At 63.5% G+C, this 19,067-nt stretch carries 21 protein-coding genes and 2 pseudogenes; 11 read left to right on the forward strand and 12 right to left on the reverse strand.

The annotated features are described in order from the left end of the window. The first annotated feature begins 208 nt into the window (after window positions 1-208). Entirely contained in the window at window positions 209-1,642 is a 1,434-nt protein-coding gene (locus QN397_RS22210; RefSeq protein ID WP_323501937.1) for an L-cystine transporter, read from the forward strand. Window positions 1,643-1,694: 52 nt separating this feature from the next. Here the strand turns inward: QN397_RS22210 and QN397_RS22215 are convergent, their stop codons facing one another. From QN397_RS22215 to QN397_RS22225, 3 genes are all read right to left on the reverse strand, one after another. After that, window positions 1,695-2,102, reverse strand: a complete 408-nt coding sequence (locus QN397_RS22215) for a barstar family protein (protein WP_323499347.1) — start codon at window positions 2,100-2,102, stop codon at window positions 1,695-1,697. A 335-nt stretch (window positions 2,103-2,437) separates the two neighbouring features. Further along, window positions 2,438-2,977: a hypothetical protein gene (locus QN397_RS22220; protein ID WP_323501938.1), complete on the reverse strand. Its 540-nt coding sequence runs from the start codon at window positions 2,975-2,977 to the stop codon at window positions 2,438-2,440. 14 nt (window positions 2,978-2,991) lie between these two features. Then, the gene (locus tag QN397_RS22225) at window positions 2,992-3,309 is read right to left on the reverse strand and encodes a hypothetical protein (protein WP_323501939.1); all 318 of its coding nucleotides are present in this window, start codon (window positions 3,307-3,309) and stop codon (window positions 2,992-2,994) included. A 287-nt stretch (window positions 3,310-3,596) separates the two neighbouring features. Between QN397_RS22225 and QN397_RS22230 the strand changes: the two genes are divergently transcribed. From QN397_RS22230 to QN397_RS22240, 3 genes are all read left to right on the forward strand, one after another. Continuing rightward, window positions 3,597-4,310, forward strand: coding sequence for a Crp/Fnr family transcriptional regulator (locus QN397_RS22230; protein WP_323501940.1), 714 nt, complete (start codon window positions 3,597-3,599; stop codon window positions 4,308-4,310). A gap of 108 nt (window positions 4,311-4,418) precedes the next feature. Then, window positions 4,419-5,132, forward strand: a complete 714-nt coding sequence (locus QN397_RS22235) for a Crp/Fnr family transcriptional regulator (protein WP_323499350.1) — start codon at window positions 4,419-4,421, stop codon at window positions 5,130-5,132. A gap of 239 nt (window positions 5,133-5,371) precedes the next feature. Then, entirely contained in the window at window positions 5,372-5,866 is a 495-nt protein-coding gene (locus QN397_RS22240) for a hypothetical protein (RefSeq protein ID WP_323499351.1), read from the forward strand. Between the two features lie 126 nt (window positions 5,867-5,992). Here the strand turns inward: QN397_RS22240 and QN397_RS22245 are convergent, their stop codons facing one another. Continuing rightward, on the reverse strand, window positions 5,993-6,370 hold the full coding sequence (locus QN397_RS22245) for a hypothetical protein (RefSeq protein WP_323499352.1): 378 nt from the start codon (window positions 6,368-6,370) through the stop codon (window positions 5,993-5,995). 105 nt (window positions 6,371-6,475) lie between these two features. After that, window positions 6,476-8,503 (reverse strand): magnesium-translocating P-type ATPase, encoded by a 2,028-nt coding sequence (gene mgtA / locus QN397_RS22250; protein ID WP_323501941.1) that lies wholly within the window; start codon window positions 8,501-8,503, stop codon window positions 6,476-6,478. On the opposite strand from mgtA, the gene QN397_RS22255 reads away from it, so the two are divergent. The 7 genes from QN397_RS22255 (at window position 8,496) to QN397_RS22285 (ending at window position 14,531) form a co-directional block, all read left to right on the forward strand. Further along, window positions 8,496-8,759 carry a hypothetical protein gene (locus QN397_RS22255; RefSeq protein ID WP_323501942.1) on the forward strand — a complete coding sequence of 88 codons (264 nt, stop codon included), beginning with the start codon at window positions 8,496-8,498 and terminating at the stop codon, window positions 8,757-8,759. The genes mgtA and QN397_RS22255 overlap by 8 nt on opposite strands. Then, window positions 8,756-9,415, forward strand: coding sequence for a SagB/ThcOx family dehydrogenase (locus QN397_RS22260; protein ID WP_323501943.1), 660 nt, complete (start codon window positions 8,756-8,758; stop codon window positions 9,413-9,415). The genes QN397_RS22255 and QN397_RS22260 overlap by 4 nt, the downstream gene beginning before the upstream one ends. A 143-nt stretch (window positions 9,416-9,558) precedes the next feature. After that, on the forward strand, window positions 9,559-10,242 hold the full coding sequence (locus QN397_RS22265) for a PRC-barrel domain-containing protein (RefSeq protein WP_323499577.1): 684 nt from the start codon (window positions 9,559-9,561) through the stop codon (window positions 10,240-10,242). A gap of 52 nt (window positions 10,243-10,294) precedes the next feature. Further along, window positions 10,295-11,095, forward strand: coding sequence for a DUF1269 domain-containing protein (locus QN397_RS22270; protein ID WP_323499576.1), 801 nt, complete (start codon window positions 10,295-10,297; stop codon window positions 11,093-11,095). Window positions 11,096-11,220: 125 nt separating this feature from the next. Next, complete coding sequence (locus QN397_RS22275; RefSeq protein ID WP_323501944.1) at window positions 11,221-11,976, forward strand: VIT1/CCC1 transporter family protein; 756 nt, start codon at window positions 11,221-11,223, stop codon at window positions 11,974-11,976. 129 nt (window positions 11,977-12,105) lie between these two features. Then, window positions 12,106-13,176, forward strand: coding sequence for a transaldolase (locus QN397_RS22280; protein ID WP_323499574.1), 1,071 nt, complete (start codon window positions 12,106-12,108; stop codon window positions 13,174-13,176). Next, the gene (locus QN397_RS22285) at window positions 13,173-14,531 is read left to right on the forward strand and encodes an erythromycin esterase family protein (RefSeq protein ID WP_323501945.1); all 1,359 of its coding nucleotides are present in this window, start codon (window positions 13,173-13,175) and stop codon (window positions 14,529-14,531) included. Before QN397_RS22280 ends, QN397_RS22285 begins: the two co-directional genes overlap by 4 nt. Here the strand turns inward: QN397_RS22285 and QN397_RS22290 are convergent. The 7 genes and pseudogenes from QN397_RS22290 to QN397_RS22320 form a co-directional block, all read right to left on the reverse strand. Further along, window positions 14,528-15,132, reverse strand: a pseudogene (locus tag QN397_RS22290) (histidine phosphatase family protein). The gene QN397_RS22285 and the pseudogene QN397_RS22290 sit on opposite strands and share 4 nt — an antisense overlap. After that, a pseudogene (locus QN397_RS22295) lies at window positions 15,129-16,165 on the reverse strand (class I fructose-bisphosphate aldolase). The pseudogenes QN397_RS22290 and QN397_RS22295 overlap by 4 nt, the downstream one beginning before the upstream one ends. Window positions 16,166-16,249: 84 nt before the next feature. Further along, window positions 16,250-16,432: a transposase domain-containing protein gene (locus QN397_RS22300; RefSeq protein ID WP_323499571.1), complete on the reverse strand. Its 183-nt coding sequence runs from the start codon at window positions 16,430-16,432 to the stop codon at window positions 16,250-16,252. A gap of 33 nt (window positions 16,433-16,465) precedes the next feature. Continuing rightward, entirely contained in the window at window positions 16,466-17,854 is a 1,389-nt protein-coding gene (gene tnpC, locus QN397_RS22305) for an IS66 family transposase (RefSeq protein ID WP_323499570.1), read from the reverse strand. A 76-nt stretch (window positions 17,855-17,930) separates the two neighbouring features. After that, complete coding sequence (gene tnpB, locus QN397_RS22310) at window positions 17,931-18,269, reverse strand: IS66 family insertion sequence element accessory protein TnpB (protein WP_323499569.1); 339 nt, start codon at window positions 18,267-18,269, stop codon at window positions 17,931-17,933. Next, window positions 18,266-18,688, reverse strand: a complete 423-nt coding sequence (gene tnpA / locus QN397_RS22315; protein WP_323499568.1) for an IS66-like element accessory protein TnpA — start codon at window positions 18,686-18,688, stop codon at window positions 18,266-18,268. Before tnpA ends, tnpB begins: the two co-directional genes overlap by 4 nt. A 79-nt stretch (window positions 18,689-18,767) precedes the next feature. Then, a complete protein-coding gene (locus tag QN397_RS22320) occupies window positions 18,768-18,959 on the reverse strand; it encodes a hypothetical protein (RefSeq protein ID WP_323499567.1) in 192 nt (63 codons plus the stop codon). Window positions 18,960-19,067 lie beyond the last annotated feature (108 nt).

The raw sequence follows: 19,067 nt of genomic DNA on the forward strand, positions 1-19,067 counted from the left end.
GTGCCGTGGTGGCCAACGCGAAACAGAGCCGACTGGGTGCGCTTGCGCACAGTCGAGTGCGTTCGGTCGGCATAGGCTTGCGCTTCCCGGTCGGCAAGCATCGGTGCCACGCTCGCGGTTGGGGGCTGGTAGCGACAGCTCGACCACAGGTGGCAGATCGCGGAGTGACAACCCGATAGCGGTACACGCGCCAAAAATTGACCCAACAATGTTCAACCCTCTGCACCTGAGTGCGACCCTGTGCATCCTGATCAATCTGGCGGTTGCGCTCGGACTGATAGCGTTCATGTACCGCCAGCAACGCCGCGACGCGAGATTCACCGTACGGGTGCTGACCGCGCTGGCTCTGGGCATCGCCTTGGGTACCGCGATCCACTTGATCTATGCCGGCGATGCCGTGACATTCCCGATCATCACGGTGACCAATTCGTACCTCGATATCGTCGGCACAGGCTACGTGAAGCTGCTGCAGATGATCGTCATGCCACTGATCATGGTGTCGATCATCGGCGCGATTCTCAAACTGAAGGATGCGGCTTCGCTGGGCAAGATCAGTGCGCTGACGATCGGGACGTTGCTCGCGACCACCATGGTCGCGGCGGCCATCGGCATCCTGATGGCGAAGCTGTTCGGTCTCACGGCAATCGGACTCACGTCCAGCGCTGCTGAAGTTGCGCGCGGCAACTATCTGCAGGGCTCGATGGCGAGCGCGAATGCGGTCAGCGTACCGAGTCTGCTGTTGAGTTTCGTCCCGACCAATCCGTTTCTCGATTTGACGGGTGCGCGCAAGACTTCCACCATTGCGATCGTCATTTTCTCGGTGTTCGTAGGGCTGTCGGCGACCGGCATCGCCACGAAGAAGCCGCTCCTTTTCGCTTCGTTCGCGTACTTCGTGAGCGTCGCGCAGGCCGTTGTGATGCGCATGGTGACGCTGGTGCTGCGGCTGACGCCGTACGGTGTCTTCGCGTTGATGATCGCGGTCGTGGCGGAGTCGAGTTACGCCGACACCCTGAAACTGATCAGCTTCGTCATGGCTTCGTACTGTGCACTGGCGCTGATGTTCTGCGTGCATCTGGGCATGGTCGCAGCAGCCGGGTTGAATCCACTGCGTTTCGCCTCGAAACTCTTTCCGGTGCTCGCCTTTGCCTTCATCTCGCGTTCGAGCATGGGTGCGATTCCGATGGCCGTTCAGACCCAGACGAAGCGCCTGGGCACTCCGGAAGGGATCGCCAATTTTGCGGCCTCGTTCGGCGCCACCATCGGCCAGAACGGTTGTGCAGGGATCTACCCTGCCATGCTGGCGATCATGATTGCGCCGACGGTCGGAATCGACCCTTTCACGGTCAGCTTCATCGCACAACTGCTCGCTGTCGTCACGCTCGGCTCCATCGGTGTCGCGGGCGTCGGAGGCGGCGCCACCTTCGCAGCGCTGATCGTGCTGTCGACGATGAACCTGCCGGTCGCCCTGGCAGGTCTGTTGATCTCGGTCGAGCCGCTGATCGACATGGGGCGCACGGCGCTGAACGTCAGCGGTGCAATCACCGCAGGCACGGTGGTCAGTCGCGCATTGGGTGAAACCGATCTGGCTGTTTTCGACAGCGACGCAGCCCCCGATTTGGACAGCCCGGCGCAGACGGCCTGACTTGAACGGGCGCCGGCCGCCATAGGATGGCGCGACGAGCCCGACGCCCAGCCTACCGAAGCAGCAGTTCGATTCCGTCTTCGGCTTCGTCGCCGCCGAGGCCGTGTGCGCGAATGATGTCCAGCAGCCAGTCGAAGACGGTACTGCCTTGGCATGACGCCGCGGCGGCGATGTCACGGCGAGTGTCGATCTCATTGTGTGAGTCGCCTGTCGCGAGCATGCGGCGAAGTTGGCGCGCAGTCTCCGCATAGCCCAAGCGGTGCCGCGACAGGGCATGGTGTCTCCAGACCAACACGAAGCCGCCCAGCGGTGTCCCCGATCCGCCGCGCAGCACGTCGTTGAAGGCGTCGAGGTTGCGGCCCCACGCCTTCCCCTTCAGAACCCGCCGTTCAAACTCGTCGAAGAATCCTTCGAGGGTACTGAAGTTGGCGCCATCGACCGTGACGACGGCTTTGCCCATTCATTCAACCGCAATGAACCGGTCAGCGCTCGCTGCGCTCAAGACGCCGTGCAGATCTTTGTCCATCAGGTCGACGGCCTTGCGAGGCTGCAGCCACCTGTTGAGTTGAGCACAACACCCTGCACGTGCCCAGCCGTCGAATCCGTCGCTCAGCTCCGCGGGAACCCTGACATCTGCTCCACTTGCGCAGTAGACCTCAGCAGGAGAAGGTGCCCAGCATCGACGTCTCCGCCTGGCGCCGCCAGCAGATCGCCGCGGCGGGGCAGTCACGGGAGCCAGGCTGTGCGGCCGGGGACACAGAAAGGGAGCGATGCCGAAAATCCGGCCTGTTGGCGTCAGGAGCGTGGGAAGACGGCATCCACCGAGCGGCCGCCGGCGAACTGGCATTCTCCCTGCCCTCCGCCCTTCATGCCGGCAGCCGGCGTGTTGAGGTGGAAGCGGCAGCGCAGCAACTGGTTGTCGGGGCCTCTCAGGTTGGCCACCACCTTGCCAGAGTAGTGCGTCGTGAAGGCGGTCTCGGGGTACATGCCCCAATAGCCCCAGTCGTTCCAGCCGCGTCTCCAGCCGTTCCACATGGGCTCCAGGGACTCCGTGCGGGCACTGCTGGTGACCTGCAGAAACGGGCCGCTGAATGTGCTGCCAGTGCCCGCTGAAGCGGGGTTGTCCCCGACGATGGCCGACATGGTGCCACTGGTTCCCGAGTCCTTGCTGATCCATGAAAAGGTCACCGGTGCGTCACCGGGTTCGAGCGTGCCGTTGCCGATTCCCATCGACGTGCACGCTGGCAGGCTCACTACGATGGCCGCCAACAGTGTGCTGCCGGCCACGCGATGAATCGACTCGAATGCTTGCTTGACGATGCGAATTCTCTTCATTCTGTCTTCTCCGCTCAGAGGTGTGCACCGAGCGTGGAGGTGATGAGATGTTCGGTCTGTGCGCCAGCGAACTCACCGTCGTCGAAGTTGAACTTTCGGTGACTGGCGCGCGTACTTGCTTTTGTTCGTCTGCGCACTGACAGACTTTGATCGTGCGAGGAAATCATGGTCTCGGCTTCAACCCACGGGGTTCCGACACTCCGATGGAGGCACCCGAGACTACGTTCCTCGTCCCAGCAGGCGATCCATTTCTCCGTAGCACCCGTGTTCCTGCTGACCGGCATCGCCGGCCTGCTCGGCGCGATGGTGAGCGGCTTGGCACGGATCATCATTCGGGTACGTAATGTGGCAGGGGCTCCCCTGTCATCGTCGACGGCCTCCCGGGACAGATTCGCGTGCTGAATGCCGCTTTTCGCATCATGACCCATCCGTTGGCGCGCCCAGACGCCGTTCGCCGCAATCGGTAAGTACAGGCAGTCCTTCGTCGGGCTGCGGCCATCGAACGCCTGTTCCAGCAGTAATTAACCTGCCTGTATGTGCGGCAGCGAACAAACAGAAAGCTTTCCCCTCGATACAGTGAGACGCCGTGGCACCTCCGTCCTGCGGGGAAGGATTGTGGATGCCATTGACCAAGCCGGAACACAACCACCTTCTGGCAGCACTTCCCGCTGCGGAGATGGCGCGCTGGAAACCAAACCTAGAACTGGTCACGTTCAAGCTGGCCACCGCGCTTTACGAGTCAGGTGCGACGCTCGAATACGTCTACTTCCCGACGACAGCCATAGTCTCTCTGCTGTATGTCATGGAGGATGGTGACTCCGCAGAAATTGCGGTTGTCGGGAACGAAGGTTTGGTGGGTATTTCGATTTTCATGGGCGGCGAATCAACCCCAAGTCGAGCAGTCGTTCAAAGTGCCGGGAAAGGCTATCGAATTCCGTCGAGCGTACTCAAAGATGAGTTCAAATTTGCACCGGTGTTGCATCTGCTCCTGCGGTACACGCAGGCGCTGATTACCCAAATGTCGCAAACCGCGGTTTGCAATCGGCACCATTCGTTGGACCAGCAACTGTGCCGCTGGCTTCTGCTCAGCCTGGACCGGCTGACCGGAAACGAGCTGGTCATGACGCAGGAACTCATCTCCAACATGCTCGGCGTTCGCCGGGAGGGAGTGACGGAGGCAGCCCTGAAACTCCAAAAGGCAGGGCTCATTCAGTACGCGCGTGGGCACATCACCGTTCTCGACAGGCCCGGGCTCGAGAAGAGAACTTGCGAGTGCTACGCGGTGGTGAAGAAGGAATACGACCGCTTGTTGCCTGCCCTGAAAGCGATATAGCCGCGCTGCGCGTGCGTCAACGTACAGACGGCCCGGCTTGCTCGCCGCTAGGGTGTCTGAAAGACCGACTTGCCTCCCGCTATCTACCCGCAACTCAAGCGAACTTTCATGACTCGTTCCGACCCGAAGAAGAATCATCTGCTCGCCTCGCTGCCTGCGGCCGAGTGGAAGCGCTGGCTGCCCCAACTTGAACTCGTGCATCTGATGCTCGGAGAGGTTCTCTACGAGCCCGGCAGCACGATGACCCATGTTTACTTCCCGACGACTTCCATCATTTCGATGCTGTACGTGATGAAGAACGGCGAGTCGGCGGAGATCGCGGTCGTCGGCTTCGAAGGACTGGTTGGGATTCCCCTTTTCATGGGTGGCGAATCCACTTCCAGTCGTGCCGTGGTGCAGGACGCGGGTCAGGCTTACCGGCTGCCAGCGGCCATCATCAAAGAGGAATTCCAAGAGGCGCCCGTAATGCACTTACTGCTCCGGTTCACGCAGGCGCTCATCGCTCAGATGGTGCAAACCGCGGCGTGCAACAAACACCACACTCTGGAGCAACAGCTTTGCCGCTGGTTGCTGTTGAGTCTGGACCGGCTGCCGGCCAACGAGCTCAGGATGACGCAGCAGCTCATCGCCAACATGCTGGGCGTCAAGCGGGACGTGGTGCTCGATGCCGAGAATGAGCTTCGGACGAAGGGGCTCATCAGCTTCAAGGCGGGAAATATCACCGTCCTCAGCCGCTCGGGTGTCGAGGACGCGGCTTGCGAGTGCTACCTCGCAGTGCGGGGCGAATACGAACGACTGTTGCCACGACACGTGGCGGCATAGCTGAAACGCTGCCGCGACTTTGAGACCGATTGGGCCCCATGAGCGAACTACCTGCATCAGAGACTGAAGTCTCTTCGGAAATCGACCATGGAGAATTGTTTCGTCCGAGCCATCGGCACCTTGAGCCTCCTGCCATGAAGCCTCGCGACCGCAAAGTCCTGTGGTCTGTGCTGGCGGCCACGGCCGCTACTGTCACATTGCTCGCGCTCTTCAAGTAGCGAAATCGCGCCCACGGTCCAATGACGAACTTTGTGCTCAGCGACCTGCCTAATTTCATCGTCGTCGGAAGGCCGAGACGATGCGACCAAACGCGACCCGACGGCGAACCGTCGCACCTCGACGCCGACTTCGCTGCCGTCTTGGAGTTGATGGGCGCGAGCGCCGACGGCCCAGAACCTGCTGCCAGGATTGTCTACAACGATTTGGGCGATGCCATGTTGCGACGGGTACTGGACCGCTTCGGGTTCGAACGGCGACCGGACACGTTTGCTGAGCTCTACGGGCTGCTCGACTACTGCGACCGGATGACAGCGATTTCCGGAATAGGCTTTGCTCACCCCCGTGAGTTGCCGGACTGGCAGGCGAGGTCGTTCTTGCTGGTCTCGGCACAAACAGATCCGCACGTCGAAGCCGCCAGGCTCTTCTGTCTCGGAGATTTCGGCGCACTGCGGGCGTGGCATCGCGAATCCGATGCAATGCGGCGAATCGGCATTGCATACCAACGGTTCGCTTGAGCACTTGAGCCATCGCAGCGTGTCGCTGCAATACCCAAGGTGTCGGCCTGTCCGCGCAATCCGCGTCGCATTCCGTTCAACGAAGAGGCGTCTTCCGCCGCTGTTCAGCAGTTCCGAGCTCGACGTTCAGTCGTAGTCGCTCTCGTCGGCGAGTCGAGTATCCTTGGGCAGGCAGAACGTCCCTGCAGCCCGGATGCCGAATTGCCGTAGGAGAGGGCGGTTCATGTTGGTCCAGGTCGCGCGGCCGGACACGACGAATTCATAGTCCACCCGTACCCCGCCATCGAAGGTCGTTAGCTTCAGTACCCTGAGGGTGTCTTCGTCTGCTCGGCAAGTCTTTGTCGAAGATGCGGCGCGCGCAGCCGCGACAGTTCCCGACGGGGCCCCGGAGAGGGGCTTCGATGGCGCCGTCGCGAGATCGTTGCTATCGTTCGCCGAAGCCTTCGTGCCTGTACCGATTGCCACCGCGAAGAGGAGCGTTGTGATGATTGCGTTCGGCGTCATGTAATGGTTCCCCCAACTGCCGAGGCCATCATCGATCCTGGATGGCGCTGCCTCTGTGCTGCAACCCACACAGCATCGCCTCAATTTGCTCTGGAACGACACGGCTCACTGCCAGCCAAAGCGGCGAACGTAGATCCGCTTCATCACGGTGGTCAACGTGCAGTAGGCCAGCAGGATCCCGGCGAGCCAGACGAAGTAGCTGGCCGGCAGCGCCTGGAGCCTGAAGTCGCCTGCCAGCGGCCCCATCGGCAGCCACAGGCCCAGCGCCATGATCGCGACCGTCATCACGATCAGCGGCGCCGATGCCCGGCTCTCGATGAAGGGCAGCTTGGGCGTTCTGATCATGTGCACGACCAGCGTCTGCGTCAGCAGACCGACCACGAACCAGCCGGACTGGAATAGCGTCTGCCGCGCCACGCTGTTCGCGTCGAACACCCACCACATGAGTGCAAAGGTGGCGATGTCGAACACCGAGCTGATGGGCCCAAAGAACAGCATGAAACGGCCGATGTCTCTCGGGTTCCACTTGAGCGGCTTCGCGACAAGCTCGGCATCGACGTTGTCGAACGGGATGCCGGTCTGGCCGATGTCGTAGAGCAGGTTCTGAACCAGCAGTTGCAGGGGCAGCATCGGCAGGAACGGCAGGAAGGCGCTCGCCACCAGCACCGACAGCACGTTGCCGAAGTTCGAGCTCGCCGTCATGCGGATGTACTTCAGCATGTTGCAGAACGTGGTGCGGCCTTCGACCACACCGTCGTCGAGCACCAGCAGGCTCTTTTCGAGCAGGATGATGTCGGCGGCTTCCTTGGCGATGTCGACCGCCGAATCGACCGAGATGCCGATGTCGGCCGCGCGCAGGGCCGGCGCGTCGTTGATCCCGTCGCCCATGAAGCCCACCACGTGACCGCTGGCGCGCAGCGCCCGCACGATGCGCTCTTTGTGCAGCGGGCTGAGCTTGGCGAAGATGCTGTGGGATTCGGCGGCGGCCTTCAGCGCCTCGTCGCTCAGGGACTCGATCTGTGCGCCCAACAGAACAGCTTCGGAAGGCAGGCCCACCTGGTGGCAGACTTGGCGGGTGACGAGGTCGTTGTCGCCGGTCAGCACCTTGACGGTGATGCCGTGCGCGGCCAGCTTCTTCAGCGCAGGCGCAGCGGATTCTTTGGGCGGATCCAGAAAGGCGATGTAGCCGATCAGCGTCAGCCCGATCTTGTCCGCCACCGAGTATGTGGTTTGCCCCGGCGGCAGCGTCTTGACGGCCACCGCCACCACGCGCAGCCCTTCGGCGTTCAGACCCGCCGTGACGGCCTGGGTGCGGGCCAGCAGCGCGGCGTCCAGGGGCAGGGTGGGCATGGTGCGCTCGCCGTCCAGGCTGGCATCGGTCGGGTCCTGTGTGCGCACATCGGTGCAAGCGGCCAGCACCTCTTCGACCGCGCCCTTGCAGATCAACTCGTGGTGCTGGTCCTGCCCTGCCACCAGCGCCGCGACCACCACCGACATGCGCCGGCGTTCGAAGTCGAAGGGGATTTCGTCGACCTTGCGGTAGGCATCCTTCAGCTTCAACTCGGCCGCCAGTTCCACGCGGGCCAGCACCGCGCGGTCCAACAGGTTCTTCAGGCCGGTCTGGTAGAAGCTGTTGAGGAAGGCGAAGTTCAGCACCTCGTCGGTGTCCTGGCCGTAGGCATCGGCGTGGCGCGCGAGAGCGATCTTGTCCTGCGTCAGTGTGCCTGTCTTGTCGGTGCACAGCACGTCCATCGCGCCGAAGTTCTGAATCGCGTCGAGGCGCTTGACGACTACCTTCTTGCGCGAGAGCAGGACCGCGCCCTTTGCCAGTGTCGAGGTCACGATCATCGGCAGCATTTCGGGTGTCAGTCCGACGGCCACCGACAGCGCGAACAGAAAGGCCTGCAGCCAGTCACCCTTTGTGAAGCCGTTGACCAAGAAGACGATCGGCACCATCACCAGCGCGAACCGGATCAGCAACCAGCTCACGCTGTTGACCCCAGCCTGAAAGGCGTTGGGCGTCGGGTCGACTGCCGTGGCCCTGGAAGCCAGCGTGCCGAAGTAGGTGCGGCTGCCAGTGGCCACCACGAGCGCTGTCGCCGCACCCGAGACGACGTTCGTGCCCATGAACACGAGGTTCGACTGCTCCAGAACGCCAGAGGTGTGGGCAAGCCCGGAGCTCGTCGCGCCCGTTGGCGAGGCGGTCGATGCGCTCGATGCGGGCGACCAGGTGTTCGCGTTGTTCCCGTCGATCCATGGTCACCTCCCCGATCGTGAGTTCGTCGTTGCCGACTACGACGGAGGGAGGAAGACGATTGTCCTCAAGGGCCCCACGGCGTACGAACGAGAGGTCCACGACATGGACAGGCTCGAAGCCCCGGTGTCATGAACACCCTGACCAAACTCGCGCTCGGGCTCATGGGTCAGCTGAAGCCGTTGCCTCCTGTCGGCGATGCCGCCACGCTACGATCCCTGCCGTCTCCTTCGCTCAGCGGCGGCATGCCTCTGATGTCGGCGCTGTCGAGTCGGCAGTCGCAACGTGACTTTGCGCCCGGGCCACTGCCCGAGCAGGCGCTGTCGGATCTGTTGTGGGCCGCAGGCGGCATCAACCGACATGAGCTCGGTGGCAGAACAACGCCGAGTGCGATGAACGCGCAGGAGGTTCTGATCTACGTGGCCATGCCACAAGGCATCTTTCTCTATGAGCCTGTGCCTCACGCGTTGTTGAAGATGGTTGCGAGTGATGTCCGGCGTGTCACCGGCAACCAGGACTTCGTGGACGCCGCGCCGCTCGACCTCGTCTTCGTCGCGGATCACACGCGCATGAAACACGTGCCTGCTGCGCAGCGCGAGGCCTATGCCTTCGCGACGGCCGGCGCGATGGCGCAGAACGTCTACCTCTACTGTGCGTCCGAAGGCCTGGCGACCGTGATCCGTGCCTGGTTCGATCGCGATGCGCTGTCGCGGGCGATGGGACTGGATGCCGATCATCAACTGCTGCTGTCGCAGACGGTGGGTCCGCGCAAGTCTGAACAACTTGCATGACTTTTCGCTTGGTTTCGCCGTGCGGAAGGCATTCGGCCGCGTGCGGTGTCGAACAGACGGACTGGCTGCAAGCTCCTACAACCCACCTGAGACGGTCCACTCCGCCGATCGCCCATTGGTACGAACAAACAAGGAACTGAATCATGAGAATGCACCCATCCGCCCTCACCGTGGCACTGACTTTCCTCGGCACGCTGTGCGTTGCCGCGCCTGCCTGGTCTCAGGTCGCCGGCGCGACCACCACGGTGGAAGCCACCGTCACCGAGTCGATCCAACTCGCCCAAGGATGGAGCGTCAAGAAGACGCTGATGGGCAAGACCATCTACAACGACGCCGGCCTCAAGGTCGGCAAGGTCGAGGACCTGATCATCTCGCCGGACAAGAACGTGTCCTTCGTCATCGTCGGTGCCGGCGGCTTCGTGGGTATCGGTCGGCATGACGTGGCGATCCCGGTCACGCAGATTCAGGACAAGGCGGGAAAGTTGGTGATGGCTGGCGCGACCCCCGACACGATCAAGGCGATGCCGGAGTTCTCGTACATCAAAGACTACGCGACGCGCGACCAGTTCGTCGCCGCGGCCGACAAGGACATCGCCAAAGGCAAGGCCAAGGTCGTCGACCTGGAGAAGAAGGCCGGCGCGGCCAGCGCCGATGCCAAGTCCCGAATCGACGGGCAGATCACCACACTCAAGGGCGACGTCAAGAGCGCCGAGGCCAAGTTGACCGAAATGAAGCAGGCGACTGCGGCGCGCTGGAAGGAATTCGAGGCGGACGCGAGTGCCGCCATGGCTCGGCTTCGCAAGTCGATCGAAACGGCCACCGGCTGACATCAAGCGCTCGTGCGGCGATCGGCGTGAATGAACCAGAACTGGAGTTGACATGAACAAGATGTTGGTATCGATCTTCGACAACGAAGCCGCGGCGGACGCTGGGCTTCAGGCCCTGCACAAGTTGCACGCCGACGGTGACATCACGCTGTACGCCACGGGCGTGCTGGTGAAGGACGCCAACGGCAAGGTGACCGTGAAGAAGTCCATGGACTCGGGGCCGGTCGGCACCGGCGTCGGTCTGGCGGTCGGGGGCTTGATCGGCCTGCTCGGTGGGCCGGTTCTCATGGCCGTCGGTGCGATGACCGGGGCCGTCGCCGGCGCGGTGCGTGACCTCTGGGTGGCCGGTGTCGGCCTCGACTTTGTCGAGGAGACGGAGAGGTTGCTGAAGCCTGGCAAGGTGGCGCTCTTGGCCGAAGTCGAAGAGGAATGGGTCATGCCGGTCGATGCGGCCCTGGAGGCAGCTGGCGGCCAGATCTTCCGGCACACCCGCACCGAAGTGGCCGAAGCGCAGTACGACCACGACATCGCGGCGCTCAAGTCGGAGATCAAGGATCTGGAAGCCGAAGCGTCGCATGCTAGCGGCGCGGCCCAGACGAAATTGGAGTCCAAGCTCACGACAGCGAAGGCCGGTCTCGACGCTGCCGTCCAACGAGCCAAGCAACGGGTCGAGACGCTGAAGCAGGAGGCCGATGCCAAGGCCGAATCGCTGAAGGCTCAGTTGGCCCAGGCCAAGGGCGACGTCAAGACCAAGATTGAAGACCGCGTGAAGCGGGTCAAGAGCGCGCACCACGTGCGCGGCGCCAAGCTGTCGCAGGCCTGGAGTTTGACCAAGGAAGCGCTGGCGGCCTGACGACCGCACACGAAGCGGCTTGGTACTCCAGCCCCGCGGCGATTGCGCCTACGTGGTGCGCATGGGCACGGTCATGCTCGAGTCGCAGGTCTCGACCGACCCCCTCACCGCATAGGACAACCGCCATGCCACGCGAGACCCCGTCAACCCACCACACCGCACCCCGACCGAGGGGGTCCATCGCGAAGTGGGGTCGTCACGCAGAGCATCACCACAGTGATCGCATCGGCTGGTTGCGGGCCGCCGTGCTCGGGGCCAACGACGGCATCGTGTCGACCGCCTGCTTGGTACTTGGCGTGGCCGCTGCAGGTGCCGAGCATCGGACCATTCTGCTGACCAGTGTCTCGGGGCTGATCGCCGGCGCCATGTCGATGGCCGCGGGTGAGTTCGTCTCCGTCCACTCGCAGGAGGACACAGAGAACGCCGACCTGAACCGGGAAAGGGCAGAACTGAAGAAGGACCCAGTGGGCGAACAACGGGAGCTTGCAGGAATCTACGTTGGCCGGGGCCTCGACCGGCCACTGGCCGACGAGGTGGCTGGCGAGCTGATGGCCCATGACGCACTGGGTGCGCATGCCCGCGACGAGCTGGGGTTCTCCGCCACGACCGCTGCGCGTCCGACACAGGCCGCATTGGCTTCGGCGGCCAGCTTCTCGGTCGGCGCGCTGTTGCCGATAGCCGTGGTGGTCACGGCCTCGCCGGCACACCTGATCCTCTGGATGTCCCTCGCATCGCTTGGCTTCCTGGCCGGGCTGGGTGCCGTCTCGGCGCAGGTCGGTGGGGCTCCGGTCTGGAACGGAACGTGGCGTGTCGCGTTCTGGGGCGCTGTCGCGATGGCCGTCACGGCTGGCGCCGGTGCGCTGTTCGGTGCGGTCGCTTGATCTGCCCGGGACGTGAAGTGCGGCAGCGCACAGACGAACGCCCGACGGCTGCCGGAAGCTCGACGTGCAGACCGCGCCATCTCGGCGAAAAGACAGCGCCTCGCGCAGCATGAGGTATCGACGAAAGCCATGAACGAACACATTCGTCAACTGCAAAGCCTGGGGCAGCGACTCTGGTTGGACAGCATCAGCCGACCCCTGTTGCAGAGCGGTTCCCTGGAGCGCTACGTCGCCGAGTTCTCCGTCACGGGGCTGACCTGCAGCCAGTCGATCTTCGAGCAGGGTTCGGGCACACATGCCTACGACGACAGCATTCGCGTGCTGCATGCCGCCGGCCTGGCGGGCGAAGAGTTGTTCTTCGAGCTGGCGCTGGAAGACCTCACGCAAGCAGCTGGCCTGCTGCGACCGGCCTTCGATGCGAGCGAAGGCGTCGATGGCTGGGTGTCGCTGAGTGTGTCGCCCCTGCTGGCAGACAACACCGCGCACACCATTCGAGCCGCATCGAAACTTCATGAACGGGCCGCATTGCCGAACCTGTTCATCCAGATACCGGGCACGCCCGAGGGCCTCCGCGCGGTAGAGGAACTCATCTTCGATGGCGTGCCGGTCAACGTCAGCTTGCTTTTCTCTTGTGAGCATTACCTGGCCGCGGCAGGCGCCTACATGCGCGGCATCGAACGGCGCCTGGCTGCGGGCCTGCATCTCAAGGTCACGTCGGTCGCATCGATGAACGTCAGCCCATGGGACGTGTCCGTGAGGGAGGAGATTTCACCGCCTTTTCACAACCGTCTGGGCATCGCCGTGGCGATGTTGACGTATCGCGCGCACTGCGAGTTGCTTGCATCCGACCGCTGGCAGCGACTCGCCGAGGCAGGCGCCAGGCCGCAGCGCCTGCTCTGGACCGGCACCTGCACCCAGGACCCGGCGGCGTCCGATACGCTCTATGTCGAAGCGTTGATCTCACCCGACAGCATCAACGCGCTTTCGGAAAAGACACTGCTGGCCTTTGCGGACCATGGTGCAGTCGGCGCGGCCATGCTCGCTGATGGGGGCTATGCCGAAGCGGTGCTCCAGGAGTTGAGGCGCGAGGGTGTGGACGACGATGCACTTGCGCAGCAACCACAGCGCGACGGAGTCAAGGCCTTTGCCATCTCTTGGCACGCCATGCACTCGTGCATCGGCGAGAAGTCTGCGCCATGAATCTGCAGGATACCAAGAACCACCTCGGAGACGCCGGTTTGCTGGAAGGCCTGCGCGCGCACATGCAACCGTTGAGCGTGGATGCTCGTCGGTACGACCGCCTGTTGGCGTTGATCGGCGGCGCACGCTTTGCCCTGCTGGGCGAAGCGTCCCACGGCACCCATGAGTTCTACCGCGAACGAGCAGAGATCACCAAGCGGCTGATCGTTGAGAAGCGCTTCACCGCTGTCGCCGTGGAGGCCGACTGGCCCGACGCGTGGCGAGTCAATCGCTACGTGCGCGGTCTGTCGGACGATTTTGACGCCGCCACAGCCCTGTCAGGCTTCCGGCGCTTTCCAGCCTGGATGTGGCGCAACACGGTCGTGCGGGAGTTTGTCGAATGGCTGCGCGACCACAACGCCACCCTCAGCCCCGGCAACCAGGTTGGCTTCTACGGGCTCGACCTCTACAGTCTGTTCAACTCCATGCAGGTGGTGCTCACCTACCTCGCCAAAGTCGACCCTGAAGCGGCGCAACGTGCCAAGGCTCGCTACGGCTGCTTCGACCATGCCGCAGAAGACGCTCAGGCCTACGGATACGCCGCTAGCTTCGGCCTCCAGGAAAGTTGTGAGGACGAGGTCGTGCAAGTCCTGCGCGATATGGCCCTTCGAGCTATCGCGGCGCCGTTGCCGCCGGGTCCGGACCGGGATGAAGCCTTCCATGCGCAGCAGAACGCGCGCCTTGTTCGCAACGCGGAAGAGTACTACCGAACCATGTTCAAGGCCCGTGTGTCCTCCTGGAACCTGCGAGACAGCCACATGGTCGAGACCTTGGTCGCGCTGGAAGCCCACTTGGCCGCAACCGGCACACCGCCGCGAATCGCGCTTTGGGCGCACAACTCTCATCTTGGCGATGCCTCCGCCACGGAGATGGCCGAACGCGGCGAATTTAATGTCGGGCAACTGGTACGCGACCGCTACGCGAGTGACGCGGCCCTGGTGGGCTTCAGCACTCACCACGGTTGGGTCACCGCTGCATCCAACTGGGACGAGCCCGCGCAGCGCAAGCGCGTGCGCGCTGGCTTGGCCCACAGCTGGGAAGACGTGTTTCACCGCACCGGCGTGCCAGAGTTTCTGTTGCCCCTGCGCGGTGACGAAGCGCTGCGCTCATTGGTGGCGTCGCGGCGACTTCAACGCGCCATCGGCGTGATCTACCGCCCGGAGACTGAGCGTCAGAGCCATTACTTCCACACGCTCCTGGATCAGCAGTTCGATGCAATCGTGCACATCGACGAAACGAGCAGCCTGGAGCCGCTGGAAGCGGGCGTGGCGTGGAGCAACCGCGAGGCGCCTCAGACCTATCCGACGGGCATTTAGGGTGGCGTCAGTCGGCCGTCGGCCCTGGGGTTCCACAGGGAGATGACGCGTCGTTCGGGGTGGTCGGTCTCGAAGCCAAAGATGCCGATCGACGCCGGATCAATCGCGAAAAGCTGTTCCTCGGTCACCGGCAGGCCGACCCATCGGGCGGCAAGCGCGCGTCCGAACTGGCCGTGTGAGAAGAGCGCGACCTTGCCGGTGAGGTCGCGCAGCCGGGTGATGAGTTGGTCTGCGCGGCCACTGGCGTCGGAAGGACTCTCTCCGCCCGGGCACCCGGCTTCCCAGACATCCCGTCCGGATGCAACTGGCGAATCTCGGCGGTGCGCAGCCCTTCGTAGTCGCCGTAGTCCCATTCGGCCAGGTTCGGCTCCGTCTGCGCACTCCCACCCAAACCTGCCAGTTCGCAGGTGGCCCCGGCGCGAAGCCGTGGGCTGGTCAACACCAGCGAAAAGACGATGCCCTTCAGCGTCGTTGCCGAGTGCCGCGCCAATTCCTGGCCATGCGATGTCAGCGGCGATTCGGTACGCCCGGTGTGTTGGCCCGAAGGCGACCACGCGGTTTCGCCATGGCGAATGAAGTAGATCTGAAGCGGCGCGGTCATGAACCTTCCATCGCTGCGCTGTACTCGCCCTTCAAGGCTGCGCAGTTGCACTGGGCGCGATGCACCAGCGCGAGTTGCGCTGCGACCCGGTTCGCCTCCTTACCGGCCCAGATCTCCAGGGCGGAGTGCTGGATCGCCCGCGCGAATGAGAACGACAGCCGCCAGGGGAGGGCCCGATCGATGAACGCAGCGCTGGATGAAGTGCCCGGCACTGGTCTGCCATGGCCGTCGTGCATGGCGTTTAGCCTGCTGCTGGCCAATGCACCAGACTGGCCGCCCGAACCGTGCGCAGCAGACACTGCACCGTCGAATCGACCACCTCGGCCGCCGTGTTCTGCGTTGTGCAGGCCAGACCGGCGATCACCATGTTGGGCTTCAGGATCATTGCTTCCAGCACAGCGCCTTGCAGCGTGAGTTGTCTGAAGACGCTGCGCAGGACGGCCTCGGTGACGTCCTGGCAACGATCCGATGTGTGGGTTCCCGACATCAGGACTTCGGGCTCGATGATCGGCACGAGGCCCGCCTGCTGGCACAAGGCTGCGTAACGGGCCAATGCATGGGCGTTGCTTTCGATGCAGGCCGCGGTGGGCAGGTGCGTGTTGTTGACGGCGATCACGGCCCGCCACTTCGCAAATCGGGCACCCATCGTGAAGTAGGCCTGGAGGCGCTCGCGCAAACCGTCCAGCCCCTCGGTCACCTTCTCCCCCGGATGCGCAGCGAACGCCTTGGCGCCGGTGTCTACCTTGATGCCGACAAGCAGCTCGGCGTCCAGTGCGACCTGAACGAGCGGCGTGCCATCGGCCGCCCGCTGCCGGATGGTCTCGTCGTACAGGATCACGCCGCTGATGCAGGCGCCCAGTCCCGGCGCGGTCAGCAGCAACTCGCGGTAGACGCGTCGCATCTCGACCGTTTGTGGAATGCCAACGTTTGCGAAGCGTTGGTTGCAGGTGCCGTTGCTCTCGTCCATCGCCAACAGGCCCTTGTCTCCAGCGACCATGGCCCGCGCCGTCGCGATCAGCGAATGCGCGCTCATCCCTGCACGCCGGCATCCGAACCGTAAGCGGCCAGCCGTCCCACCTTGACGGCAATTAGCGAAGCCCGTTAAGCGATGTGTTGATCAGTTTGCGGGCTGCCAGAGGTGCGGAAGCAACTCGTCTGTGCGGCTGTTCAGATGTGTCGGCAGTCGCGTGAGCACGTCCTTCAGGTAGGCCCACGGATCGTGGCCATGCAACTTGGCCGACTGCACCAGGCTCACCACGACCGCAGCCCGTTGACCCGCCAGTTCGCTGCCGGCGAACAACCAGGCTCGCCTTCCGAGAGCCCACGGACGGATCTAGTTCTCGCAATGGTTGTTGTCCACGTTGACGTCGCCATCCAGCAGGTTCTGCGTGAGCGCTGTCCAGGCGTTCAGGCTGTAGTTCAGCGCCTTGGCCGTCGAACTGCCGTCAGGCACACGGCTTCGCTCAAGACGCAGCCAGGCATGCAGCTTTTCCCACAGCGGCCGGGCGTCCGTTTGCCTTCTGGCCAGTCGCTCTTCGGTCGTCAAGGCGGCCAGCTCACGCTCGAGCCGGTAGATCTGCGCGATGCGTCGCAACGCCTCATCGGCGACCGCGCTCCTGCCCCCGTCGCGCAGCAGCTCGTCGAACTTGCGTCTGGCGTGCGCAAGACATCCGGCAGGAATGCGTCCGGACTGGGCGGCCATCACCTTGTCATAGACGGCGTATTCATCGCGCACCAATGTGCGGCGCCACGCCGTTGCGCCGTGCCCGTCATCATTCGGGCCGAGGAAGGCCACGGGGTACTGCGCACCCCGCCCGACGCAGAAGTCATAGATCACACCGCGCACCGGATCGAAGGCGCCGCGTGCGTAGGCCCAGATATAGGCCCGTTTGGTCTTGCCCCGCCCCGGATCGAGCATGGCCACCGGCGTCTCGTCGGCATGCAGCACCTGCGCCGACAGCACGAAGCGTTTGTGCGCGTCGTACAGCGGTATGAGGGCTGCGCCGCCTTGCCCGGACCAACTCGCCAGCGTGGAGCGCGGCGTGTGCACGTTCGAGCGTGCGTTGATGGACTCCATCCGGTAGTACGGCAGATGGTCCACGAAGTGGCTGACCATCGTGTGCGCGATCAAGCCGGCCGCCGGCATGCCGCCGTCGATGATCTGCGGCGCAACGGCCTCTTGCACCAGGCACTCGCAGCAGCGGCATGCCCACTTGCCGTAGATGTGGCGGTGCACGAAGAACTCTGCCGGCACGATGTCCAGCTTCTCGCTGATGTCCTCGCCCACACGCACCATCGGCTTGCCGCACATCGGGCTCGGGCAGCTCGTGTTCTTCGGTTCATGATGGTGTTCAACCCGGCGAAGATGATCAGGCAGTAGTCGACGACGTGGCTTGCGCTTGGTGTTCGCGTCGTCCTTGGACGGCGTCGGTGCTTCGCCCCTGGCTTGCTCCAGTTGCGCCTGCAAACTGGCTTCATCCTCGGCCAGCGTCTCCTCGAAGCGACGGCGCTGCTCGGCGCTCATCGCCTCGGTCTTGGCGCCGAACTTCCATGCCTTCAGCCGTGCGAGCTGGAACGTGATCTTCTCGATCTTGGCGTCCTTGAACCTGATCTCGTTGTCCTGCTGGCGCAGGCGTTGAAGCATCTGCTGCGCGAGTGCGGCGATGGCCTCGGGCGCCAGACCTTGCAGGTCTTCGTCCTTCAGATCGTGCAACGCTTGCATGTATCAATCATGCCGATTCCAGCGGCCTATCGCCACTGGGGGATGCGCTGTCAAAGCACCCGCCGCGGGCTCAGCGTCAGAGCCGGGTGATCGTGCTCATCTCGGGCAGGCGCTGCCAGGGCAGCCCGACCACGAGCGCATCGAACTGCGCTTGCGTCAGTGCGATCGGCCTGACCACATCAATCTCGCGTAGCCACACGAAGTGACCGACGTTCAACCGTCTTGCAGCGCACCAGACCCCGAAGCCGTCGTGCACGATCATCTTGATGCGTGTGGCCCGTGCATTGGCAAACAGGTAGCCGTGATGCGCGTTCGCGCTGCCCAGAGCATGGACCACATGCGCGAGCAGGCGCTCGGCGCCAGCGCGCATGTCCACGGGCTTCGTGCACAGCCACAGCGCATCGATGCGGATCATCGCAACACCTCGCGCAGCCACGCTGCGCAGTCCGCTGCTGCCGAGACCGGCCAGGTCACGCTCACACCGAGCACGCCGCGTTTGAACTCGAGGTGGATGGCCTCGGCAGCGACAGCGACACAAGCAACTGCTGGCGCCGGCGCCGAGGGCGGTGCTGAAGGTGGCAGTGCCGGCGGGGGCAAGGACAGTGCGATGAACTGGGGCGCCGACTCGGCAACCGTCGTTGACGTTGACGTTGACGTTAACGTTGAGACCGGACTCGCCCCGCGTCCGCGACGCCATTGGTGCACCAGGTTGTCGTTCAACTTGTAGGACAGTGCAACTGCCGCAACTGATGCCCTTGGCTCTCTGCAGGCAGCAAGGACCTGCGCCTTGAACTCTGCGCTGTGACGGCGCCGTTGCTTCGGATTGACGTCCATTGATGATGTCCAGCCAACTTTAGATGGACACCACGGTCTATGTCTCAACGACCGAACTCAAGGTGGGTTAACTGGACGCTTACTCCGAACCGGCATCGATGTCATCAAGCGCCTGACGCAGTGCCCTGGGAATCAGTTGCCTCGACAGGGTTTCATCGACCTCGGGTACGTCCCGTTCAAAGATCGACCGGTACTTCTCGACCAGGCCTTGCAGGTTGGCGGTGAGTTGCGCGCGGTGCGCGCCCATTTCGAGTTCTTCGATCTGCGCCATTCAGGTCTGCCTTTGCGATGGGTCGTAGCCGGTAAGCGACCAGCCACGGCATCTTGAGAGTTGGTGTCCAGAAGCCGACGATGGTGTCCACTACAAATAGGTGGACAC

The sequence above is a fragment of the Variovorax sp. RTB1 genome, assembly GCF_035018765.1.
GTDB lineage: Bacteria > Pseudomonadota > Gammaproteobacteria > Burkholderiales > Burkholderiaceae_C > Variovorax.